Source organism: Sphingomonas sp. BL2 (assembly GCF_056680015.1).
On the sequence record NZ_CM155261.1, the window covers coordinates 3794722 to 3817584 of the forward strand.

The following is a 22863-nucleotide window of genomic DNA, read 5'->3' on the forward strand; positions in this document are numbered from 1 at the left end:
GCGCAGCCAACCAAGTGGAAGGGGCCTCCTCTTCGCTCGTGGCGCCAGAGCCACTTTCCGTTCGCATACGCTCTCCACCTTAAATCACGCTTGCCAACGACATTTTCAAGATGTTACTGTCGCTAACAGCAATAAGAATACATACAACGAATCAGGTTGGCTTTCAATCGGGCGCTTGCGGATGGCCGCAAAGCAGCTCTGTCTCCGAACCGGAGGCGCTTTAGGAGGGGGTTTTAGCATGCGTAAGGCATCGTCGCGGCTGTACACTGTTGGCTGCATGACCGCTGTGTGGCTGGCGTTTACGGCAAATGGTACGGCTTGGGCTCAGCAGGCCCCTGTGGAGGCGACGCCCGCAGCAGATGCAGCAGAAAACCCCGCCGACGGACAGGACGGGGCTCGAAAGGACGAGATTGTAGTTACCGGCTCGCGCATTCGGCGTTCCGTTGACGAGACTGCATCCGCTCCCGTCGCGGTATTGGACGCCGACAATTTCAAGCAGCGCGGCTTTAATCAGGCTGGCGACGCGCTCAACGAGCTGACGTCGAATACGCCGCAACGTACGCCTCAGCCCTATGTCTCGAATGGCCAGGCGGTAGCCGGCGCCGATTTTCCAAACCTGTTCAACCTCGGGCCCGCTCGAACTTTGACTCTCGTCAATGGGCGTCGCACGGTTTCCACGTCGCTTGGTCTGGGCGACGAAGCGGTCGATACGAATATCATCCCGCTCGGGCTGCTGGACCGGATCGAAGTGGTCCAGGGCGGCGGTGCCGCGGTTTATGGATCAGGCGCGATTGGTGGCGTCGTGAACTACGTTCTGAAGAAGAACGCTCAGGGCGTGCGCCTTGAGGCGCAGAATACCGTAACTGGCGATGGCGACTATTCGCTCCATACCGTGCGTCTTACGGCTGGCCGGAACTTCGCGGGCGGGCGAGGCAACATCGCCATCGAAGCGGATTACTCCAAGACTGACCCGCTCGTTTTCAAGCAGCGTTCTGACCGTTTCATTTCGGGAGCCGGTCTAAACCTTACGCCCGGTGCCGGCGCCAATGGCATTCCGTTCACCACAGCATACAACGACGCCACGCAATATGTGGATCAAAACGGCCTTGTTGTCACCGGACCGTTCAACTTCGATGTGAACGGCGTCGTGAAGCAGGGCGGCCGCGGCGTCACGATCGACGGAGACGGTAACATCGCATTGAAGGGGCTGGGCACTCCGGTTCCGGGGGTCGCTACAGCAGCCACGGGAAGCGATCTGCGTTGGCCGTTCAAGGACTACGGAACACTGGTGCCTGGCGTTGAACGCGCCATCGGTTCGCTCATTGGTCACTACGATCTTACAAGCAATTTGACGTTCTCGACCGAACTGCTGGTTGCGCGGACGCGGTCGCGGCTTGTGAAGAGAGGCGCACTGCTTCAGCAGTACATTCCCGTGCTGTCGTTCGCGTATTCCGACCTGCAGCCCCTGCCCTTCACCCGTAACAATCCGTACTTGTCGCAGAGTACAGTCCAGGCGCTTTCGGCGGCCAATCCGGGCTTCGCTGCGGGTCAGCCGCTCTATCTTTCCAAGAATTTCCTCGACGTCGATCCGAATGGCGGCGACCAGTTTTTTACTACCACGACCTATCGCGCGCTCGCTGCGTTGAACGGCAACTTCAACCTGGGGAAACGACGCTTCGACTACGAGGTGTCCTATTCGCACGGTCAGGTGAATACCGATATCGACGCGTACGCGCCCATCTATCCCAACTTCCGCAATGCGGCCAATGCCGTCCGCAACTCGGCCGGCCAGATCGTCTGCGCGATCAACCAGACGACCGTCGTCGACGCGTCCTGCGTCCCGTTCAACATCTTCGGCACCGAGCGGCCAAATCAGGCTGTCCTGAACTATGCCGTCGGCAAGAGCGGCGTCACCGATTCCGGCACGCTCGGCCCGGTGAAGAACCTGCAGGACGACGTACTGGCCACGATAAGCGGCGACGTGGTGCGTCTGCCCGGGGGGATGGCGAAATTCAGCGCGACCTACGAGCATCGCGACCAGCGCGCGTCGTTCAATCCTCTGCAGGGTGACCTCGACGGCATCTACCTCGCAGGCATCAAGGCCGTCGGCGGTCGCGGGGGCTTTAACACCGACGAGATCGCCGGTGAAGTCGCGGTCCCCCTGGTCGGTGGCGATTTCCGTCTGCCGCTAGTCCAGGCTCTCGACTTCGACGGCTCGTATCGCCTGGTCAACAGCACCTTGGCTGGAAACAACTCCGTTTGGGGCGTCGGTGGCCGCTGGCTGATTGGCGCGGGCCTTACGGCGCGCATCAACCGCAGCCGCAATTTCCGCGCGCCCAGCATCAATCAGGTGAGCGCGCCCGGTTCGGTGGCGATAAGCGGCGCAGGCAACCCATGTTCGATCACGGCGATCAATGGCGGTCCCAACCCGACGGCGCGGCGGGCGAACTGCGTCGCCTTGTTCACGGCTAACGCGAACTACGGATTGAACAGCTTGCCGGCGGGCGTCGCACCGACGGTCGACAACCGCCTCGCCAACTTCGTCGGTACAGGCACCTCACAGGTGCAGCTGACGACCCGGGGCAATCCAGAACTGCAGAACGAGGTGTCGAACGCTTTGACATTCGGGTTCGTGTTCCAGCCGACGTTCCTTCGCGGGCTGACAATCACCGCAGATCGTCTCGATCTGAAGATCGGCAATGCGCTGGCTCTGTTCGGCGTCAACGAGTTCGCGTCGACCTGCTTCGACCAGCAGCCGCAGTCGGACGTCTATTGCGGAACTCTTGGTTACGACAGCAACGGCGACATCAACCGCGGCGTTGCCACGACCGTGAACGCCGGATCGGCACGCTTGAAATCCGACCTTTACAACATCGACTACCGTTTCTCCCTCAGCAGCATTTCCGCGTCCTTGCCCGGCCAGCTCGCCCTGACGGCGTCTGCGACGCACAATCGTCTGGAAGAGGTCGTTTACCTTGGAGTGACGCAGAAGCTCGACGGAACAGTGGCGTTGCCGGAATGGTCTGTTCACTTCGAGTCGCGATACAAGATCGGTCCGGCGCTCATCACCTACGCGCTGAACTACCTCTCGCCTTCATTGACCGGGCAGGGTGCAACCGTCGAGAATTCCACCGACGGCTTCTACAAGGTTCGCGCCAATTACCGGCACGACGTGTCCCTCGAATACACGATTGCGGATCGATACGCATTGCGCCTCGGCGTCAACGACCTTTTCGATCGCAAGAACGAGTACCCCGCCGCTTCATTCGGCGACATCATCGGTCGTCGCTTCTTTGCAGGCGTAACAGCGCAGTTCTAGTCCGATCCTTGGTGGTGACGGCCCGACGCCGTCACCACCCCATCCAGATGCATCAACGCTCAAGAGGTTAGGATTACAATGTCTAAGCGTTTAGGCTTGGCCGCGGTGGGCCTCTTGTTTGCAACGAGCGCAAGCGCGTTGCTCTACGGCGCGTCGGACGATGAGACCGCCGCAGGCCTCGTCACGGTCGTGCAGGGGGCCGTCTCCAGCGCGCTACCAGCCATACTGCCGTCGCCGGCGCCTATTCCAACGGCATTGGCCGGTTCTCAGACAGGCCTCGTTGCCCAGGCATGGCTGACGACGGGGGATCAGCAATCGTTGCTCGCCCCTCAGGCGCCCATCCCCTTCTACAATGGCGCAGTCGCCGGAAACGCGATCGTCGTCGATCCGAGCGTCCGGTATCAGAAGATCGAAGGCTTCGGCGCGAGCATCACCGACGCATCCGCCTACCTCATCCAACATGCGCTCGGGCCCACCCAGCGCACGGCGTTGATGAATGATCTGTTCGGTACAGGCGGCAACCATTTTGGCATGACGCGGCTGACCCTTGGCGCGTCCGACTTCTCCCGGACACATTACAGCTACGATGATCTTCCAGCCGGACAGACGGATCCGGCCCTGGCGCAGTTCTCGATCGCGCCCGCCACCACCGACGTGCTGCCGACGGTCCGCGCCGCGAAGGCGCTCAATCCCGACCTCGTCGTCATGGGCACCCCGTGGAGTCCCCCGGGATGGATGAAGACCAGCGGATCGCTGATCGGTGGCACGCTGCGCGATGACAGCTTCCACGTCTTTGGCGCGTATCTGGCCAAGACGGCCCAGGCCTATGCCGCCGCCGGCGTCCCGCTCGACTACATGAGCATCCAGAACGAACCGGCGTTCGCACCCACCGACTATCCGGGCATGCTGCTGTCTCCGGACCAGCGCGCCGCGTTGTTCGCCGATCACGTCGGTCCGCAGCTCGCGGAGGCATCACCGCAGACGAAGCTTCTCGAACTCGATCACAATTGGGACCTCAACCCGCAGGCGTTGCAGGTGCTCGCGAATGCGCGCGCGGCGCAGTATGTCAGCGGCAGCGCATTCCACTGCTACGGCGGAGACGTCTCGCAGCAGTCGATCGTCCACAATCAGTATCCTCTCAAGGACGTGTTCTTCACCGAATGCGTCGGATCGGCGACCGCGATCAACTGGGCGTCGAACCTCGGTTACGACATGCAGAACCTGATCATCGGCACCACCCGCAACTGGGCTCGCGGCGTGGCGTTCTTCAACGTCGCGCTCGATACGACATTCGGTCCTCACAAGGGCGGCTGTCTTGCCTGCACGGGTATCGTGACCGTGGAGCCGATCACCGGCACCTACAGCCGCAACGTCCAATACTACTCGCTTGGCCATCTCAGCCGCTTCGTCCAGCGCGGTGCCGTGCGGATCGCGTCGACCGAGCGCGTCGACAATGTCCTGTCCGTGGCGTTCGCCAATCCCGACGGGACCGTCGCCCTCCTCGCATACAACGCCGACAGCGCCGACCACGATCCGATCATCTCGACGCCCTATGGTGCCTTCACCTTCCACCTGAAGGGTCAATCCGCCGTGACCTTCAAATGGCGCTCTCCGTCATGAGGACACGGCAATGATCGCGTCGATGCAGGACCACCAACTGCGCGTCCCGCAATTGCTCGAGCACGCAGCGCATCACCACGGCACCACCGAGATCGTGACGGCTTGGTCGGATACGAAGGTCACGCGCTGTACCTGGGCGGAGCTCGCCGGAGACGCACGGCGGTTGGCACAGGCATTGGAGCATATGGGCATCGGACGCGGCGATCGTGTTGCGACCCTCGCGATGAACCATGCGCCCCATCTCAGCGCTTGGTTCGGTGCGATCGGCATGGGCGCCATCGTTCATACGCTCAATCCCCGCCTCTTCGACGAGCAGCTGATCTACATCGTCAACCATGCGGCCGACCGTGTGCTCTTCTATGACGGCGCCTTCGAAGCGCTAGTCGATCGGCTACGCGACCGATGGCCGACGATCGAGCACTTCATCTGCATCGACGGCACGGGATCCGGAAGCCTGTCCGACCTGCTCAAGCCTCAGGACGGGCAGTATGACTGGTCCGAGGGTGACGAGCGCGAGCCATGCATGCTCTGCTACACCAGCGGCACGACGGGTGCTCCCAAAGGCGTGCTGTATACGCATCGGTCGACCGTGCTCCATGCCATGGCTGCTGTTGCCCCCTCCATGTTCGATCTCTCGGCTGCAGCGGTGATACTCCCCATCGTGCCGATGTTTCATGCGGCCGGCTGGGGACTGCCCTTCGCCGCCGCGATCGCAGGCGCGAAGCTGGTGCTGTGTCCCACCAACGAGCCGGCGCTGCTGGCGCGCGCCATGGCTGACGAAGCCGTGACGCATTCGGCGGGGGTGCCCACGGTGTGGCTTAGTCTGCTGGCCTATGCGGATACCACTGACAGCTTCCCTAAAGAGCTTCGTCACGTCAGCATCGGTGGGTCCGCGGCGCCTTCGTCGATGATCGCGCGGTTCGAGGCGGCGGGCGTCCGCGTTGCCCACATCTGGGGCATGACGGAAACGTCGCCCCTCGGCACGATGGGGCAGCGGCCCGCGGCCTGGCCGACGATGGACGAGGACGAGCGGCTTGCGCTCACGTCACGTCAGGGCAAACCGCCGTTCGGCATCGAGTTGGCCCTTGTCGACGATGCCGGCGCGCTTCTGCCCCATGATGGCGTGACACCTGGTCGTTTACGCGTCCGGGGCCCTTGGGTGATCCGTCGGTATTTCGCGGCGGAATCCGACGCGGTGGACAGCGACGGATGGTTCGACACCGGCGATGTCGCGATCATGCATCTCGACGGCACGATGCAGATCACCGACCGCGCCAAGGACATGATCAAGTCGGGTGGCGAATGGATCAGCTCGGTCGATCTGGAAAACGCCGCCGTCGGCTGTGCCGGCGTCGCGGAAGCCGCGGCGATCGGCGCGGTCCATCCCAGATGGGGAGAGCGGCCGATCCTGCTCGTTGTTCGGCGTCCAGCCAGCGCGGTGTCGGCAGCCGAAGTTCGCGACCACCTGCAGAGCCATGTCGCGAAATGGTGGCTTCCTGACGAGATCGTCTTCGTCGAAGAGCTCCCGCACACCGCAACCGGCAAGATACTGAAGAGCGCTTTGCGCGAGCGGTATGCCGGTTCGTTCGCAAACGCCTAAGGCCTCAATCGAAGGAACGTCATGTTAGCGACACTTATTGCCCTCGCCGCAGCGACTGCGCAGCCGCAGACCGCCATGACCGAGGATGCATGCGCGCGCATCGATGCGCAGGTAGGTCAAAAGGCCAAGGCTGAGCAGGACGGCGCACGACGCCAGCTCGACTGGCCCAATCTGTGTCGCTACGCCGACGAGAATACGAAGGTCGCGGCCTCCCCTCGCATCGTGTTCATCGGTGACTCGATCACGGAGTTCTGGAAGCGCGATCAGCCTGCGTTCTTCTCGTCTTCGGTCCTTGGCCGCGGGATCAGCGGCCAGACGTCCGAGCAGATCCTGCTACGCTTCTATCAGGATGTCGTCGCGCTCAAGCCGGGCGCGGTTCACATTCTGACTGGGGCGAACGATATCGCCGGAAACACAGGGCTGATCACCCCGGAGTCCTGGCAGAACAACATCCGGACGATGGTGGATCTGGCCCGTGCGCGCCGGATCAAGGTCGTGCTCGGGTCGCTGCTCCCGGCGGATGCGTTCTGGTGGAATCCATCGATGCGCCCGGCAACGCAGCTCGCGGCGATGAACGGCTGGCTTCGCGACTATGCGAAGAGCCAAGGCGTGCCGTTCATCGATTACTATGCCGCGATGGCGACACCGACGGGCGGCATGAAGCGGGAACTGACGGATGACGGCGTCCACCCCAACAAACGGGGCTACGACGTCATGAAGACCGTCGCCGATCCCACGCTGCGCGCTCTGGCAGAGTGATGCCGCGCATTCTTCGTTCCGAATGAGCCGCACGACGTGCGATCCGGACGGCAGCGAAGCCGACGGATCGCCGGGGTCATTCTCGATACGGCTGAACCTTACTCCTCGCATCCTCCCGGCTGCGAACCTAAAGATCGGAAGACATACCATGAAGCGTCCGCCGTCCGCCGTCATGACCGTTCTCGTTGCAGCGCTGACAGGCGCCACGGCTGAAGGCGCAGCCGCGCAGGATCGGTCCGACGCGAGCGTAGCGACACGTGGGCCCGAACGGCAGGATTCCGCGGAACGGCAGGCTGCCACGCTAGCGAGCCGGATGACGCCTGCCGAGAGGCAAGCCTATGTCTTCGGCTACTTCCCGCCGATGAGCAAAGACCGTCCCGCGGACATGATTCCCTCGGCCGGCTATGTTCCGGGGGTGCCCAGGCTTGGCGTTCCGACGCTACGCGAAAGCGATGCTTCGCTCGGCGTCGCCAATCAGATCGAACAGCGCAAGGGCGATGTCGCCACCGCGCTGCCGGCAAGCCTGGCGATCGCCGCGAGCTTCGACCCTGAGCTTGCCTATCGGGGCGGTGCGATGATCGGCGCCGAAGCACGGGCCAAGACGTTCAACGTGCTGCTCGCGGGCGGCGTGAACCTGACCCGTGATCCATGGGGCGGGCGCACTTTCGAATATTTCGGTGAAGACCCTCTGCTCTCCGGCGTGATGGCCGGCGAATCCATACGCGGCGTCCAGTCCAACCACATCGTGTCCACGGTCAAGCACTTCGCTCTCAATCCCCAGGAGACGCTGCGAACGACCGTGAATGCCCGCATCGACCAGGCTGCGTTGCGCGAAAGCGATCTGCTCGCCTTCGAGATCGCCATCGAGCGGGGCCGCCCCGGTTCCGTCATGTGCTCCTACAACAAGGTCAACGGCGACTGGGCGTGCGAGAACGACTTCCTGCTGAACCAGGTCCTCAAGCGGGACTGGGGCTACAAGGGCTGGGTGATGAGCGACTGGGGCGCCGTTCATTCGACTGTCAAGGCGATCAACGCCGGCCTGGATCAGCAGTCCGGTCGCGAATTGGACAAGGGGCCTTTCTTCGGGAAGCCGCTTGACGACGCGCTTGCGGCCGGGACGGTATCGTCCACCCGGCTGACCGATATGAACCAGCGCATCCTGTGGGGCGTCGTCAGCACGGGTCTGATCAACGATCCGGTCCCGACGACACCTCAATTTGTCGACTATGATGCCCATGCCCGCGTTGCGCAGGAGATCGCCGAGAAGGGTAGCGTCCTCCTTAAGAACGAAGGAAACCTGCTGCCGCTGGCACGCACCGTCAAATCGATCGTGGTGATCGGCTCGCATGCGGACGTGGGCGTCCTGTCGGGTGGCGGATCGAGTCAGGTCCGCTCGGTCGGAGGTGCCCCCGTCGAAATACCGCTGAAGGAGGGCGCTGCGGCATCGTTCGCCCGCGTGACTTGGCACGCTTCGTCACCGCTGGCGGCCATCCGCAGGATGGCGCCGAACGCCACCATCAGCTTCGTCGATGGCACGGATCCTGACGCCGCTGCGGCGGCCGCCCGAAAGGCGGATCTCGCGATCGTATTCGCCTCGCAATGGCGCACGGAAGCCCAGGACGTTGAAACGATGTCACTACCTGACGGGCAGGACGCAGTGATCGACGCGGTAGCGGGTGTCAACAAGCGCACCGTGGTCGTTCTGGAGACAGGCGGGCCTGTGCTGATGCCTTGGCTTTCGCGTATACCTGCGGTGCTCCAGGCCTGGTATCCGGGGCAGCGCGGGGGCGAGGCGATCGCCAACATATTGTTCGGCGCGACCAACCCCTCCGGCCGGTTGCCGATGACGTTCCCCGCCAGCGAAGCGCAGGCACCACGCCCCGTCGTTCCAGGGCTATCCGCCATGAAGGAGGCTGATCGGGCGCAGAAGAAGGGAAGCACCTATGGGATGGTCGAACGATCGCTGCTGGTGGATGTGGATTATGCCGAGGGGGCGGATGTCGGCTATCGCTCGTATCTGAAGCACGGTGTCCGGCCGCTATTCCCGTTCGGTTACGGCCTCTCCTACGCACGCTTCAGTTACGGCGATCTGCGTATCGAACCTGGAGCGACACCGCGCATCAGTTTCACCGTGACGAATACGGGGAAGGTCGCGGGCGCGGATTCGCCGCAAGCCTACGTCCAAGCGGGGCAGCGGAACGGGGGGAGCACACGTCTTGTAGGTTTCAAGCGTGTGATGCTGGCACCCGGCGAAAACCAGCGTGTCAGTATAGACATTGACCCGAGACTGCTTGCCGATTTTGACGTCAAGGCGAACGATTGGCACGTTGCGGCAGGAAAGTACCCCGTTACGATCGCGCGGTTCGCCGGTGATCGGGCTCTCAGCGCCAATCTTGAAATGGCTGAGGGGCGCTTGCATCCGTAAGCCAAGCTCCCTTGGAGATGACGGGCCATGCTGACGCTCACTGCCGCGCTTCTCGTCGCCGCTCCGACGGTCGTGGTTAACGGCGCGACGGTAACGGGCGTGCGAGCCGGGAAGATCGTGCGGTATCTAGGCATTCGCTACGCGACGCCGGCTGACGGTAGAAATCGGGCGGGTGTTACCGCGGTCAATGTGCCAAAAGCCTCGCCACAAGGGGGATCGTTCGGGCCAAACTGTCCGCAAAAGATCGACCTACAAGGCTTTGGCCCCTGGACATCGGAGTTCGTTACGTCTGGCTTGGTGGCTCAGGACTGTCTGTTCCTCAATATATGGACACCACGGAAGTCAGGGCGCGCGCCGGTTCTGTTCTGGATACATGGCGGAGGATTTGTCGGAGGATCGGGTTCGGTACCCGTCTACGACGGAACAGCCTTTGCCAGCCGCGGGGTCATCGTCGTGACGGTTAACTACCGTTTAGGTGAGGACGGCTTCGCTACCCACAAGGGTGCGCGGCCCAATCGTGGGTTGCACGACGTGGTCGACGCGTTGCGGTGGGTGAAGCGGAATGTCGCAGCATTCGGTGGTGACCCTGAGCGGATAACGATCGCGGGGCAGTCAGCGGGGGCGATGCTCGTGCACGCCTTGCTCGCTATGCCGTCAGCAAAAGGGCTGTTTGCCAGAGCGATCGCGCAAAGTGGTCTGCCACCGGAGGCCGGCATTACGGGGACAGGATCGCGGCTAAGTCTGTCGCTAGATCTACCGCTATCTCCTCGGCGAGCATGGCAAAGCGGTTCGGCGGCAGATGTCCCGATCCTAATCGGAATGACTGCGGACGAGACTACGGCGTTCAGGCCGGTGGATCGTGTAAGCGCTCCGCCAGCGAACTGCGGCGGTGCCGGTGCCGAGCTACAGGCAAGAGGAGTAAACTCGCGCGTGGCGGCACGTTGGTGCGGCGTTAGAGCAGTGCTCGAATGGTGGCGTGGTCGTCCCGCGGGACGCCTATCGCCGACTTACGCCTACCTCTTTGCGCGCGTACCTCCGGGCCCGGAGGCGCAACGTTGGGGAGCGTTCCATTCCGCCGAGCTGCCCTACGTGTTCGGTACCCTTGGCAAACCTTCGGACAGACCGTACAATATAGTTGACCAGCAAATTTCACGTCGGATGACAGCGGCTTGGGCTGAATTCATTCGCGGCAAAGCCCCATGGCCAGCTTTGACGGACAATCGGCCTGAATTTCACCGCTTCTCGGATAAGTCGATGATGACGCCAATCCTGCCAACCGCGATAGACCAGCTGTTCGATGCGGCCCATGGCGCAAAGCCAACTTTATTCTAGCTGCCAAGCAGGCTGCTTGATAGGCGATTACCCTTAAAGCTGATCTTCCGCAAATCCAGTCAGGCCGCTGTTCGCATCCGCGTGCCGATCTTCCATCTTTCGATAGACTCCGAGGAATGTAGACATGATGCAAACTCAAATGTTTTGCATCACGGTCAGTAGCTAGTTTCTAGGGTCACGACCGTCAGTCGCCCTTTGATTTTGCCCACCAACGTCACATTACCGCCGGGCCAATCGATGCCGTTCATTGCCATGATAGCGCTGGACGTCATTTGAGCCGTAAAAAGCGGTCGGAAAGTCGTTGCGTGCGGTGAGGTAACGATGGTGGTTTTTGTCCGGTCATCGACCCATGCCCCGTAACCCCAAGCGGTCCCGATCAACCGTAATGAGCGGCCAGGAGGTGGCGCTGGAAGCGCCGGTTCATCAAACTTCCGATCTCGCTCACATCTTACATTGCGCAGACGGCCATTAGAGAGCGTACCTCCGTCATAATCGGCTTGGAGCGAGTAGCAGCGGCCATCGCTCAATGAGAGGGTAACGGGCAGAAAACCGGGAGACCACGCCTCAACGACTTGGGCTTTGCTCGTTTCAGCTATCACAAATGCGCCAATAACCTTGGCACGCCCACGTTTGTAGTTCGGATCGACGTGGATCAGGCTCGATACCGCTGCATCAGGAATACGGGTTAGTAACGGCGCACCGGGGTCTGAGGGCACCACGACACGTGGTCGTGATCCACTGGGACTGTATCCAGCAGGCGGAACGAACTGCGCATGAACGCTGACCGCCGCGACTGCGATCGCGATTCCCACGCTTACGCAGGTAAATGCTGATGCCTTGTTCGTAATTTGCAACTCCCTGATCGGGGCAGCTTACGACAATGACAGCAAAAAGCTATCCATTATGCCGGCCCCTAGCGATTTTGAGCTTAAGGTTGAAAAGATCAGACCAGCGCGAATTATAGCTAAAAAGGCACAACCTTCCGGGTTGTATATCTCAGCTGACGTTTCGGTCCTAAAGGCACCTGTGCATTATCCGGACACAGAGGTCCTAAAGCTTTCTCAGCCGTTGTTGATCGTCAAGCAGCCGGCCTCATTTGTTGAGGCGATCTCACAGAATAACTTTTGAAAGGTTGTGCAATTATTCGGGGAGTCCTACTTGCGCGACAGCTAGATGGAGCACTCAATGTCCGACGATACCGACCAGCCCAACTCTGTTGAACTCGCTACCGAGTTGACGATCGCTTGGCTTAGCAATCCAAATACCCGTACGTCGGCCGACGACGTTCCTGCTTTTCTATCGCAGATGCACAGCAGCGTTCAGTCGCTTGTTGGCGGTTCGCAGACTGAAAAAACCCCTGCGGAAGAGCCCAAGGAATACGTCGGCGCGGTAACGGCCCGGAAGTCCCTCTCCAGCCCCGATCACATCATCAGCATGATCGATGGCAAGCCGTACAAGACGCTGCGTCGTCACCTCGCCACTAACGGCATGACGCCAGTGGAATATCGCGAGCGTTATGGCCTGAAGGCTGATTACCCGATGGTCGCTCCTACCTATTCAGAAGCACGTCGTACGATGGCCAAGAGCATCGGCCTGGGTCGCAAGCCTGGCCAGACGAATGCAGCCAAGGCAGACGCCAAGCCCGCTTCAGCTCCGCGCAAGCGCAAGACCGAAGAAGTAGCGGCGGAATAATATAGAGGCTGGCTTCCTAGGAAACGGGGAGCCAGCCATTTATCGTGCGTGTAGATCAGCCGCATGCTGCTAAGCGGCATTCTTTTCCGCGCTAATTGCCTCTTGTTCTGGTGCTGGCAAATGGCGGTATAGCGTCGCGACCGAGACGCCGATGGTTGGGGCTATTTCGCGGGCAGTCATTCCAGAGGATAAAAGTTTCCGCGCGGCCTCGAGGCGTTTCGGTGTCATTACTGTCTTCCGGCCACCTACCCTGCCCTCACGCCGGGCGACGATCAACGCAGCCGTCGTGCGCTCACGTACCAAGTCACGCTCCATCTCGGCCATCGCCGCCATGATATGAAAAACGAGTTTCCCCGCTGTGCCTGCGGTATCGATTCCGTCTGTAATCGATTTTAGCTCAATGCCCCTCGTCGCCAGATCGGACGAGAGGTCGATCAGTCCTTTCATGGTACGGCCGAGCCGGTCGAGCTTCCATACTACGAGAATGTCTCCGGTTCGCGCATGGGAAAGTGCGTCGGCTAAGCCAGCGCGGTCGGCTTTTGCTCCGCTGGACTTATCCGAGAAGGTTCGTTCGCAACCCGCACTGCGCAACGCTTCGAGCTGCGGGGTCAGATCCTGTTCCGGGGTCGACACTCGGGCATAGCCGATCAGCATGAAGCATTCTCAAAACTCATGTCTGACGTCTATCATGTCGAGGGCCAATCGCGAAAGTGTTTTGAGACGCTGGCGTCAACTGCTACAGGTTCTCACATGATGGCGCATCAAATACGATCGTTTATGAGATAAGCTCGGAAGCCGGAACCCTCGTATATTCTTCCGCGCTATAGCCATGAAGGAGAGACGGCATGGACGACCAGCGCGTGTGGGAATTCGAAGGTAGCCTATGGGATGCCAGCGACGAGCATTACCAGAACCGGATCGACGAGGAGATCGTCATGGTCTTGCCCCGCCCGCCTTATGTCTTCCAGGGGCAGGAAGCGAAGGATGCGGTCAAGGCTACGCCCGATTGGGATGCGGTCGAGCTATCGGACCGACGAGTGTCACGACCTCAAGAGGGCCTGATCGTCGTTGCGTACACCGCGCGCTGCGCAAGCGGCGACGAGAAGTACGAGGCACATTGCACCTCGACTTTGCGGATGCGGGGACACGACGATTGGCTGGTCGTCCAACATCAGCAGACGCCACCCTTAACCGCCAGCGTCGAGGCCTGACCACGAGCTTGCCGTTGCGCCTGATACATACATGAAACAGGCGCAACGGCACTAAACCGGGAAGTCAGCGCCCCCATTGCTGGTGTGATCCCGACAGCCTCAACTGCGACCGGTTATCGCGACCAATGGATCGCCCAGGCGACCGTCGGCGAGTAGGGAAGCCGTGGCATCGCGGAACCCTGCTGTTTCCAAATAATGGCGGACAAGCGATGCGTGGCCCCGCGTGTCGAGAGCGCGCCAGACCGCCACGGCCTTGGTCGGGAAGCACCGGTTCGAGAAGCTTATGATGACGCGGCCTTCCGGCTTCAGCACACGACGAATCTCGCGCAGTACCGCCAGGGGGTGTTGCAGATATTGAACGCCGACACAGATCAGTACGGCATCGTAGCGCGCGTCCTCTTCGGACAAGTCAGGCACATCGTTCAGGTTCTGGACGAACCAGCGATCGAGGCGCGGATTGGCCGCGAGTTCCTCTGCGTTCATGCCGTGGCCGACTACCTCGCCGTAGGCGACGTCGTCCGGCAGGTGGCTGACCCAGCTCGACATGAGGTCGAGCACCCGCCCGCCAGCGGGGATCGCATCGCGGTAAAGGCTGGTCAGTGCACCTACTGCTGCCTCGTCAATGTGCGTGACTAAACGCGGGGGCGCGTAGAAGCCAAGATCGTCGCCATCATCCTGACGGTCGAAGGCATGCGCCGGCAATCCCAACTCGATCGCTTCGGTCACGCGGTGAACCCCTGCCAAGTAAACCAGCCGGTATTTGCGACCACATCGTCCGTTTGTAGCCGTATGCCCAAGCGCACCGCGAGATAGCGGTCGTCCTCAATCACCGGCGACGGCCCAGCCATACACCGACCCCCGCAAGGCCGAGAACCGCCATACCGCCCGCTGCGGCTGCCACCTTGCGCCCCCGGTGTGGACCGCGTCGGCCACCATCAGAACCGGCCGGGACGCCATGTTCGAACAACACCCCATCGCTGTCGTTGCCGTCGGCCGCGCGGGCTGACCAGGTGTCGAGGAAGCCGCTCATGATCGCCGCCAGCAGGTTCGGCGCCGCGAACTCGCCAAGTTTGAATGCGATTGCCGGCGCGCCGACGGCGGTAAGGTTACGAGGGTGCGTGGCGAGCCGCACGACTGCCTTCGCCACCGTCTCCGGTGCGAGCGAACCGGGGGGAAGCGAAAGCCGGGCACCGGTATAGTTGCCGGCATGGTCCACGCCGGGCGTATCGACGAAGGTCGGGCAGACGTCGCATATGTGGATATGAGGGCGCTTCGATACCTCACCGCGCAACGCCGAGCTGAACCCGCGTAACCCGAACTTACTCGCCGAGTAGGCCGCAGCGTACGGCGTGGCGACAAAACCGCCCGCCGAAATCATGTTTACCCAGGTGCCGTGATCCTGCGCGAGAAAGATCGGCAGTACTGCATGGACGTCGTTCATGTGGGCGACGAGATTCACTTCGACGACACGGGCGTGATCCGCGATCGGGACGTCTTCGTACCGGCCAAGCACACCGACGCCTTCACAGCTGAACCACAGGTCAATGCCACCGAGCAGATCGCGCGCCTCAGCGGCGAATGCGGCCACTGCGCCTGCGTCGGTGCAATCTACCGGTCGGACGATTGCGCTGCCGCCAGCTTCGACGCAGCGCAGCGCGACGTCGTCCAGCCCGTCCTTGCCTCGAGCCCCTAGGACAAGCCGCGCTCCCGCTTTAGCGAAAGCCACTGCTGTTGCCGCGCCGATACCACTCGAAGCGCCGGTAATCACTACGCGGCGCCCGGCCAGGTTACGATCAGCGCTCATCGGACGATGCTCAAGGCGGCTGCGTTTACACCTACGGGAAGACAACGCGAGCGCATCAGACGAACTGTCTTATCATCATGCATAGGCACTCAACGTCCCGGAGGCGCTGGGGTGTCCGCCTGACACCGCGAGATGTTCTATAAAGTGATCCCAGCCAATGTGACAAAAGTTTCATCCGGACGTCTCCTTTTAAACTCCGCGACACGTCTACGGTGCCTGCTGCACCGCCTCCCTAGATACCGCTGTCGTGGGGTAGGCATGACGCGCGGAGCCGCTGATGACCCATGTCCGTCACCCTGCCCGATGGCCTCATATCCTGGCCGTTATCATTGGCGTCGTTGGGCTTCTCAACCTTGTCGGCGGTTTGTGGCTCGCAACGTTAGGCGGCAGCCTGTTCTACATCGTTGCCGGCTTTGCGATGTTGGCGACGGCCGTGTTGCTTTGGCGCAGGCGTGTACTCGCGTTACACGTGTTTGCCGCGCTGGTGCTCGGCACGGTAATCTGGGCATGGGCAGAGATCGGCGCCGATTGGTGGCCGCTAGTGCCACGCGGCGACCTGATCTTCATCTTCGGTGCGTTGCTGGCCCTCCCTTGGACGGTTAAGCGCCTGACGCCCAGCGTGTCATGGACGCGCGGCGCCGGTCCGCTGACCGTGGCACTAGGCATTGCGGTCGTGTTCGGCACTGTCTCACTGACGCGCGATGTGCACAATCTTGACGGCAGCCTGCCGGGGCCACGCAACGCACTTGCCGCTAACTTACACGGTGTGCCCGATGACGATTGGCAGGCCTATGCGCGCAGCTGGTACGGCGACAAATTCTCGCCGCTGACGCAGATCACGCCGGCCAATGTCGGCAATTTGAAAGTCGCCTGGCAACTGCGCACCGGTGACATGAAAAGCGACACCGATCCCGGTGAGACGACGTACGAGATGACGCCGATCAAGGTTGGGGATACGGTATATCTGTGTACCCCGCACAACTGGGTCATCGCGGTCGACGCCGAGACCGGCAAGGAGCGCTGGCGCTTCGATCCGAAGATCGCGACGTCGCAGAAGAACATGCAGCACCTCACGTGCCGCGGTGTCTCCTACTGGGATAGTACGAAGGCGGGCGTACCTAGCGCTACAAGGGTCGGCGACTGCCCCCAGCGCATCATCCTAGCCACGAATGACAGCCGGCTCATCGCGCTCGATCCGCGAACGGGTGCACTGTGTCGGAGCTTTGGTCAGAACGGTACTGTCAGCCTGCTGCCAGGTCAGCCGCACTACAATCAGGGCTGGTATCAGGTGACCTCAGCGCCACTGGTCGCAAAGGGGCTCATCGTCACTGGCGGCGCAGTGTTCGACAACATCGCCACCAAGGTACCGTCCGGCGTCATCCGGGGCTATGATGCGGCAACCGGCCGGCTCGTCTGGAACTTTGATCCGGGCAATCCCAGCGACACTGCGCCACTGGGTACGGGCAAACAGTACACGCCGTCATCCCCCAACAGCTGGAGCACGCCGGCAGCCGATGAAGCGCTCGGGCTAGTCTATCTGCCTATGGGCATGGGGGCGGTCGATCAGTGGGGCGGCAACCGTCCTGCTACCACCGAGCGATTTGCAACCTCGGTCCTCGCGCTCGACATCGCGACTGGCCGACCGCGCTGGATCTATCAGACCGTCCATCACGATCTGTGGGACATGGACGTGCCAGCGCAGCCAGCGCTGGTTGACCTGACACTGCCTGGCCGCGGCAGAGTGCCGGCGCTGGTCCAGTCGACCAAGACCGGCAATCTGTTCGTGCTTGATCGCCGGACTGGCAAGCCGATCTTCCCGGCGCCCGAACGCGCCGTGCCAGTCGGAGCCGCGCCCGGCGATCACACGTCGCCGACCCAACCCTTCTCTTCGGTATCGCTGATGCCAGCACCGGCGCGTGAGACGGATATGTGGGGCACGACGATGCTCGACCAACTCTGGTGTCGGATCCGCTTCAGGTCGCTCGACTATCGCGGGCCGTTTACGCCACCTTCGCTGAAAGGTTCTTTGGTCTTCCCAGGAAACTTCGGTGTCATGGACTGGGGCGGCATCTCGATCGACCCGGTGCGGCAGATTATCTTCGCCCATCCAAACTACGTGGCGTTCGTCGACCGACTGGTGCCACGTCGCGACGATAGTGGTGGCCCCAACGAACGCGGGCCGTCCGGCGGATCGGATCGGCGCGGATCGCAAGAGCAGGGCTATAATCCCAATACAGGCGCGCCGTTCGCGGTCGACATGAACCCGTTCCTGTCGTTTGCCGGCCTGCCTTGTCAGGCGCCCCCTTGGGGCTATGTCGCCGGCATTGACCTGACCACGGGCAAGAAGGTTTGGGAGCATAAGAACGGCACGATCCGCGACGAGACGATCCTGCCGCTGCCGTTCAAGATGGGCGTGCCATCGCTCGGCGGACCAATCACAACCGCGGGCGGTGTAGCGTTTATGGCTGCGGCAATCGACAACTACGTCCGGGCTTACGACACGCGAACGGGTAAGGTCTTGTGGCGCGCCCGGCTACCCGCTGGCGGTCAGGCAACGCCGATGTCGTATCACTCTACCGCGAGCGGTCGACAGTTTGTTGTCGTAGTCGCGGGTGGCCATGGCTCACTCGGCACAAAGCTCGGCGATCACGTCATCGCGTATGCGTTGCCAAAGTAGAAAGCTCGAGAGCGCAGGCATTGGTGGCGGTTTGAAGCCACCAATGACCTGCTTGTCGGCTGCTAAGGACTACCCCCTGCTCGACGGAAGGGCTGATCGCCTGATTGCAGCACGTTGACGCCACGTGCTGCAATCATAGCAGGCGCAGGACGACCGATCTAAGCGCTTTAGCTAAGCGTCTGTTTCGGTTACGAATGTCTGGTACGGCAAATGCCCGTCCGGAGAGTTTCTGATGCCTGATATGGAGCACTTGCTGGGTGTGCCGCTGACGCGGCGCACCGCACTGGGTGGTACCGCTGCGCTCACAGCGTCTAGCCTTATTTCTGAGAGCGATCCGGCGGTCGCAGCACCGCTCGCCAAGCCTGTGGGCGTCCGATTGGCGATTCAAACGACGGTCAACGGCAAGGCGGTGCCGGTAGAGATCGATGTGCGGACATCGCTGCTCGATCTGTTGCGTGAGCAACTCCACCTGACTGGCGCCAAGAAGGGCTGCGACCACGGCCAGTGCGGCGCATGTACCGTTCACGTTGATGGCCGACGGGTAGCATCCTGCCTAACGCTAGCGGCTAAGGTCGACGGACGTGCCGTGACAACGATCGAAGGGCTTGCCGATGGCGAGACGCTGCATCCGATGCAGCAGGCCTTCATCGATCACGATGCGCTGCAATGCGGCTATTGCACACCGGGGCAGATCATGGCGGCAGTCGCGTGCGTGCGCGAAGGCAACGCCACGTCAAAGGACCGCATTCGCGAATATATGAGCGGCAACATCTGCCGCTGCGGCGCCTATGTCGGCATCGTCGCGGCGATCGAGCAGGTTGCGGGAAGGGAGAAAGCCTGATGCGCTCCTTCACCTATGCACGGCCCGAAAGCGCTGTCGCCGCTGTCCAGGCGTTTACAGCGGCCGGAGCCGGTGCGCGCTACATCGCAGGCGGCACCTCGCTCTATGACCTGATGAAGCTCGACATCGAGAAGCCCCAGCATCTCATCGACGTCACCGCAATCCGAGGGCTTGATAGAATCGAAACAAGAGGCGAGCGGCTCCGCTTCGAGGCGCTAGCACCGATGAGCGCGGTCGCGACCGACAAAGTTATCCTGCGCGATTATCCCGTCCTTGCCGAGGCTTTGTGGAAGGCTGCCTCGCAACAGTTGCGCAACATGGCGACGGTCGGCGGTAACCTGCTGCAGCGGACCCGCTGTCTCTATTTCCGCAACGGCGCAGGCGGAACATCGGTTGGCAACACCTACCCTTGCAACAAGCGGGAGCCGGGCTCGGGTTGCGCGGCAATCGGCGGGCTTGACCGCGGCCAGGCCGTGCTCGGCCAGAGTTCGTCATGCACCGCCGTCTCCCCTGGCGACTGGCCCGTCGCGCTCGTCGCGCTCGACGCCTATGTCGAAGTGCTGGGCGCCAGCGGTAGCCGCGCGATCCCGATTGCCGAACTCTATCGTCTACCGGGCAGCACGCCGAACCTGGAGTTCACGCTGCAGCCAGGCGAGATGATCACGGCGATCGTCGTGCCAAAGACGAAGGCAGGCCGGCATTCGACGTATCACAAGATCCGTGACCGGGAGAGCTACGCCTTCGCGCTCGCCTCGGCAGCTGTCGCGTTGTACATGGATGGTGACACCGTGACGCGCGCCCGGATCGCACTTGGCGGCGTGGCGACCAAACCATGGCGGGCGACCGCGGCAGAGGCGCTGCTGGCTGGTAAGCCTCTGACCCCGGCAACCGCACTGGCGGCAGGGCACGCCGCCTTCGCCGATGCCAAAGCTGGCAAGCAGAACGGCTTCAAGATCGAACTCGGCGCGCGGACCGTTGCCGATGCCCTGACTATCGCCGCAGGGAGGAACCGGTCATGACCGCCCCCTTCCCCAACCGTCCCCGTGCCGATGCCCGTGAGAAGGTGATGGGCGCTGCGCGCTATGGAGCCGACCATCAGGTCGCTGGGCTGCTGTACGCCATGCAGGTCCCGGCAACCATTGCGAAGGGGCGGATTGCCTCGCTGTCGGTCGATGCAGCGATGCAGGTGCCGGGCGTTATTCGCGTGCTGACCGCGACCGACTTTCTGCCGCCCCCTCCTGCGACCCCTGGCGCACCGCCCCCGCCTGCGACGCTCACGGCCGACATTGCCTATCGCGGCCAGCCGGTCGCACTTGTCGTTGCCGAGACGCTCGAGGCTGCGATCGAGGGCGCCGAGGCCATTCGTCCGACCTACACGACAGCGCCCGCGTTCACCTCGCTCATCGAGCAGCCGGGGATGGTGCGCGAAGCCGTCAAACCGGTGACAGCGGGCGATGCGACGCAGGCGATGGCGCGCGCGGTAACCCGCCACAAGGCGGACTATGTCTCACCGCCACAGCACCATAACCCGATCGAAATGCTGTCGACGACGGCTGTATGGGAGAACGGGCAACTCACCATCTACGAAAGCACGCAGAGCAGCAGCAACACTAAGGGTGCCGTAATGCGCAACATGCGCCTTACGCCGGAGCAGGTGACGGTAAAGAGCCCACAGATTGGCGGGGGCTTTGGCCAGCGTGGCGGGGCACAGCGCCAGACCGCCCTTGTCGCCCGCGCGGCGATGCTGCTCGGCCGACCGGTCAAACTTGTCCTGCCGCGCGGGCAGATTTTCCATAACGCGACCTTCCGGCCAAAGAACCGTCACCGGATCGAGATCGGTGCGGATGCCAGCGGCAAAATGATCGCGGTGCGCTACGATGCCGATCAGCAGCAATCACGCGAAGGCCAGTTTCCGCCTGACTACCATGAGTCCGTGCCCATGCTGTACGGTATCGAGAATTATCACGGGACCGCCGCCAATCTGCGGATCGATACGCAGGCGCCAGGCTATATGCGGTCGCCGACGCCGCACCCGTCGTGCTTCGCCTTCGAAAGCGCGGTGGACGAACTTGCCCTCAAGCTCGGAATCGATCCGGTCGCCTTCCGACTGCGCCACCGCGCCACGACCGATCCGATCCACGGCCAGAAACTCTCGTCCTGCTATCTATCGGAATGCCTGACGGAGGGCGCTCGTCGTTTTGGGTGGGAACGGCGTAGTCTCCAGCCGGGATCGATGACGCTGCCCGACGGCACGCAGGTCGGCTGGGGCGTGGCATCGGGCGCCTATCCGGGCTCCGCCCATCCCAACATCGTCACTCTGCGCGTGAACGCAGACGGCACGACGCGGTTTGCGGCTGCAGGGCATGAGATGGGCCAGGGCATCCGCTCGACCATCGAACAGGTTCTCGTACGCGAACTGGCGATCGATCCTTTAAAACTGGAGATCGCGATCGGCGACACCAGCGTAGCGCCACAGCATACGACAGCAGGATCCTGGGGTACCGCGAGTGTCGTGCCGGCAGCGGCAGAGGCGGCTGCCAAGTTGAACGCTGCCATGGCTGAGCTGTTAGCCGGGCGTCAGGTGGCGGGCAATCTTCACCGACAGCTTGCGACCGTGCGGCGTCCCTCGCTTCAGGTTGAGGTCGAGCATGTTGCTGTCGACCAGGGTCCGAAGGATCTGGCGACACTGCGCAAGGGCGGCATGGCGCTGGTCGGGCCGGATTACTCGACCTTCACGACCTACAGCTACATCGCCCACTTCGTCGAAGTTCATGTCGAACCGGGCACGCGCCGCGTCCGCGTGCCACGCGTTGTCAGCATCGCCGATTGCGGGCGGGTGATCTCGCCGCGCACGGCCGAGAGTCAGGTTCGGGGCGGCGTGATCTGGGGCATTGGTGCGGCGCTCCGCGAAGCGACCGAAGTCGATCCGCGCTATGGCGGCTGGCTGAACAACGATCTTGCCGACTATGTCGTGCCTGTGAATGCCGACATTGGGTCGATAGACGTCGGCTTTATCGATCGACCGGATCCTCTCATCAATGCCCTTGGCGCAAAGGGGCTTGGCGAAGTTGCCATGACGGGCTGTGCAGGCGCCATTGCCAATGGCATTCATCATGCGACGGGCAAGCGGCTGCGCGAGATGCCGTTCAGGATCGAAGATCTTCTGTAATTGGACCGGGGCGAAAGACCGCGGCTGAGACGGGAAATCACATGCCTCCGACGTGCCGAGCTATATCAAAAAGCCTCTTAAAGCATCGGACTTTGTTGGATGTACGTACTTCCTCTCGCTGCGGCAGCAGCCATGATGCAATCGCCGGTTGCCAACACCGCGGTCAGGCCTGGCACGATAGCGATCGTGGCTGCTGATAGTTCGACTACGTCTCCCGCTATCACGAGAACGTTCACGGACGCTGTTCAGCGAACCCTCCTTCGAACACCATTCCTGCCCCTGCCCGACCCGAACCACAGCCTTTACATTGCCAAGGTTGAGGTATCGCAGACACAGCGCGGCGTCGTCAGGTCCGGCAACGATCGATCAGACCGGCCAGGCATGGCAGCGGGCCTTGGAGGCCTGTCGATCACT

The 22863-nt window shown here is 62.1% G+C and carries 16 protein-coding genes; 12 read left to right on the forward strand and 4 right to left on the reverse strand.

The window, feature by feature from the left end:
• Positions 1 to 238 precede the first annotated feature (238 nt).
• The 6 genes from AC1ME3_RS17415 (at position 239) to AC1ME3_RS17440 (ending at position 11055) form a co-directional block, all read left to right on the forward strand.
• Complete coding sequence (locus AC1ME3_RS17415) at positions 239 to 3319, forward strand: TonB-dependent receptor plug domain-containing protein (protein WP_480954185.1); 3081 nt, start codon at positions 239 to 241, stop codon at positions 3317 to 3319.
• Positions 3320 to 3397: 78 nt separating this feature from the next.
• The gene (locus AC1ME3_RS17420) at positions 3398 to 4939 is read left to right on the forward strand and encodes a glycoside hydrolase family 30 protein (protein WP_480954186.1); all 1542 of its coding nucleotides are present in this window, start codon (positions 3398 to 3400) and stop codon (positions 4937 to 4939) included.
• Between the two features lie 10 nt (positions 4940 to 4949).
• Positions 4950 to 6539, forward strand: coding sequence for a long-chain fatty acid--CoA ligase (locus AC1ME3_RS17425; RefSeq protein ID WP_480954187.1), 1590 nt, complete (start codon positions 4950 to 4952; stop codon positions 6537 to 6539).
• A 21-nt stretch (positions 6540 to 6560) separates the two neighbouring features.
• Positions 6561 to 7298 carry an SGNH/GDSL hydrolase family protein gene (locus tag AC1ME3_RS17430; protein ID WP_426280361.1) on the forward strand — a complete coding sequence of 246 codons (738 nt, stop codon included), beginning with the start codon at positions 6561 to 6563 and terminating at the stop codon, positions 7296 to 7298.
• A gap of 148 nt (positions 7299 to 7446) precedes the next feature.
• A complete protein-coding gene (locus AC1ME3_RS17435) occupies positions 7447 to 9723 on the forward strand; it encodes a beta-glucosidase family protein (RefSeq protein WP_480954188.1) in 2277 nt (758 codons plus the stop codon).
• A gap of 27 nt (positions 9724 to 9750) precedes the next feature.
• On the forward strand, positions 9751 to 11055 hold the full coding sequence (locus tag AC1ME3_RS17440) for a carboxylesterase family protein (RefSeq protein ID WP_480954189.1): 1305 nt from the start codon (positions 9751 to 9753) through the stop codon (positions 11053 to 11055).
• Positions 11056 to 11210: 155 nt separating this feature from the next.
• Here the strand turns inward: AC1ME3_RS17440 and AC1ME3_RS17445 are convergent, their stop codons facing one another.
• Positions 11211 to 11909 (reverse strand): hypothetical protein, encoded by a 699-nt coding sequence (locus AC1ME3_RS17445; protein ID WP_480954190.1) that lies wholly within the window; start codon positions 11907 to 11909, stop codon positions 11211 to 11213.
• 331 nt (positions 11910 to 12240) lie between these two features.
• On the opposite strand from AC1ME3_RS17445, the gene AC1ME3_RS17450 reads away from it, so the two are divergent.
• Positions 12241 to 12747 (forward strand): Ros/MucR family transcriptional regulator, encoded by a 507-nt coding sequence (locus AC1ME3_RS17450; RefSeq protein ID WP_480954191.1) that lies wholly within the window; start codon positions 12241 to 12243, stop codon positions 12745 to 12747.
• 69 nt (positions 12748 to 12816) lie between these two features.
• On the opposite strand, the gene AC1ME3_RS17455 is transcribed toward AC1ME3_RS17450, so the two are convergent.
• Entirely contained in the window at positions 12817 to 13401 is a 585-nt protein-coding gene (locus tag AC1ME3_RS17455) for a recombinase family protein (protein ID WP_480954192.1), read from the reverse strand.
• 191 nt (positions 13402 to 13592) lie between these two features.
• On the opposite strand from AC1ME3_RS17455, the gene AC1ME3_RS17460 reads away from it, so the two are divergent.
• The gene (locus AC1ME3_RS17460) at positions 13593 to 13958 is read left to right on the forward strand and encodes a DUF4440 domain-containing protein (RefSeq protein WP_277982729.1); all 366 of its coding nucleotides are present in this window, start codon (positions 13593 to 13595) and stop codon (positions 13956 to 13958) included.
• Between the two features lie 99 nt (positions 13959 to 14057).
• Here AC1ME3_RS17460 and AC1ME3_RS17465 read toward each other — a convergent pair whose 3' ends face one another.
• Positions 14058 to 14684 carry a class I SAM-dependent methyltransferase gene (locus tag AC1ME3_RS17465; RefSeq protein WP_132896684.1) on the reverse strand — a complete coding sequence of 209 codons (627 nt, stop codon included), beginning with the start codon at positions 14682 to 14684 and terminating at the stop codon, positions 14058 to 14060.
• A gap of 100 nt (positions 14685 to 14784) precedes the next feature.
• The gene (locus AC1ME3_RS17470) at positions 14785 to 15762 is read right to left on the reverse strand and encodes an SDR family oxidoreductase (protein ID WP_480954193.1); all 978 of its coding nucleotides are present in this window, start codon (positions 15760 to 15762) and stop codon (positions 14785 to 14787) included.
• Between the two features lie 277 nt (positions 15763 to 16039).
• Between AC1ME3_RS17470 and AC1ME3_RS17475 the strand changes: the two genes are divergently transcribed.
• From AC1ME3_RS17475 to AC1ME3_RS17490, 4 genes are all read left to right on the forward strand, one after another.
• Positions 16040 to 18439, forward strand: a complete 2400-nt coding sequence (locus AC1ME3_RS17475; protein ID WP_480954194.1) for a glucose/quinate/shikimate family membrane-bound PQQ-dependent dehydrogenase — start codon at positions 16040 to 16042, stop codon at positions 18437 to 18439.
• 232 nt (positions 18440 to 18671) lie between these two features.
• Positions 18672 to 19280, forward strand: a complete 609-nt coding sequence (locus AC1ME3_RS17480) for a (2Fe-2S)-binding protein (RefSeq protein ID WP_277982732.1) — start codon at positions 18672 to 18674, stop codon at positions 19278 to 19280.
• Positions 19280 to 20299 carry an FAD binding domain-containing protein gene (locus AC1ME3_RS17485; protein WP_277982733.1) on the forward strand — a complete coding sequence of 340 codons (1020 nt, stop codon included), beginning with the start codon at positions 19280 to 19282 and terminating at the stop codon, positions 20297 to 20299. Before AC1ME3_RS17480 ends, AC1ME3_RS17485 begins: the two co-directional genes overlap by 1 nt.
• Entirely contained in the window at positions 20296 to 22449 is a 2154-nt protein-coding gene (locus AC1ME3_RS17490) for a xanthine dehydrogenase family protein molybdopterin-binding subunit (RefSeq protein ID WP_480954195.1), read from the forward strand. Before AC1ME3_RS17485 ends, AC1ME3_RS17490 begins: the two co-directional genes overlap by 4 nt.
• The last annotated feature ends 414 nt before the right edge of the window (positions 22450 to 22863 follow it).

Excerpts from the sequence above, each read along its gene's own strand:
- AC1ME3_RS17480 (WP_277982732.1), top strand. The coding sequence starts at position 18,672 with ATGCCTGATATGGAGCACTTGCTGGGTGTGCCGCTGACGCGGCGCACC.
- AC1ME3_RS17440 (WP_480954189.1), top strand. The coding sequence starts at position 9,751 with ATGCTGACGCTCACTGCCGCGCTTCTCGTCGCCGCTCCGACGGTCGTG.
- AC1ME3_RS17475 (WP_480954194.1), top strand. The coding sequence starts at position 16,040 with ATGACCCATGTCCGTCACCCTGCCCGATGGCCTCATATCCTGGCCGTT.
- AC1ME3_RS17460 (WP_277982729.1), top strand. The coding sequence starts at position 13,593 with ATGGACGACCAGCGCGTGTGGGAATTCGAAGGTAGCCTATGGGATGCC.
- AC1ME3_RS17455 (WP_480954192.1), bottom strand. The coding sequence starts at position 13,401 with ATGCTGATCGGCTATGCCCGAGTGTCGACCCCGGAACAGGATCTGACC.
- AC1ME3_RS17420 (WP_480954186.1), top strand. The coding sequence starts at position 3,398 with ATGTCTAAGCGTTTAGGCTTGGCCGCGGTGGGCCTCTTGTTTGCAACG.
- AC1ME3_RS17430 (WP_426280361.1), top strand. The coding sequence starts at position 6,561 with ATGTTAGCGACACTTATTGCCCTCGCCGCAGCGACTGCGCAGCCGCAG.
- AC1ME3_RS17435 (WP_480954188.1), top strand. The coding sequence starts at position 7,447 with ATGAAGCGTCCGCCGTCCGCCGTCATGACCGTTCTCGTTGCAGCGCTG.
- AC1ME3_RS17485 (WP_277982733.1), top strand. The coding sequence starts at position 19,280 with ATGCGCTCCTTCACCTATGCACGGCCCGAAAGCGCTGTCGCCGCTGTC.
- AC1ME3_RS17490 (WP_480954195.1), top strand. The coding sequence starts at position 20,296 with ATGACCGCCCCCTTCCCCAACCGTCCCCGTGCCGATGCCCGTGAGAAG.
- AC1ME3_RS17415 (WP_480954185.1), top strand. The coding sequence starts at position 239 with ATGCGTAAGGCATCGTCGCGGCTGTACACTGTTGGCTGCATGACCGCT.
- AC1ME3_RS17470 (WP_480954193.1), bottom strand. The coding sequence starts at position 15,762 with ATGAGCGCTGATCGTAACCTGGCCGGGCGCCGCGTAGTGATTACCGGC.
- AC1ME3_RS17450 (WP_480954191.1), top strand. The coding sequence starts at position 12,241 with ATGTCCGACGATACCGACCAGCCCAACTCTGTTGAACTCGCTACCGAG.
- AC1ME3_RS17425 (WP_480954187.1), top strand. The coding sequence starts at position 4,950 with ATGATCGCGTCGATGCAGGACCACCAACTGCGCGTCCCGCAATTGCTC.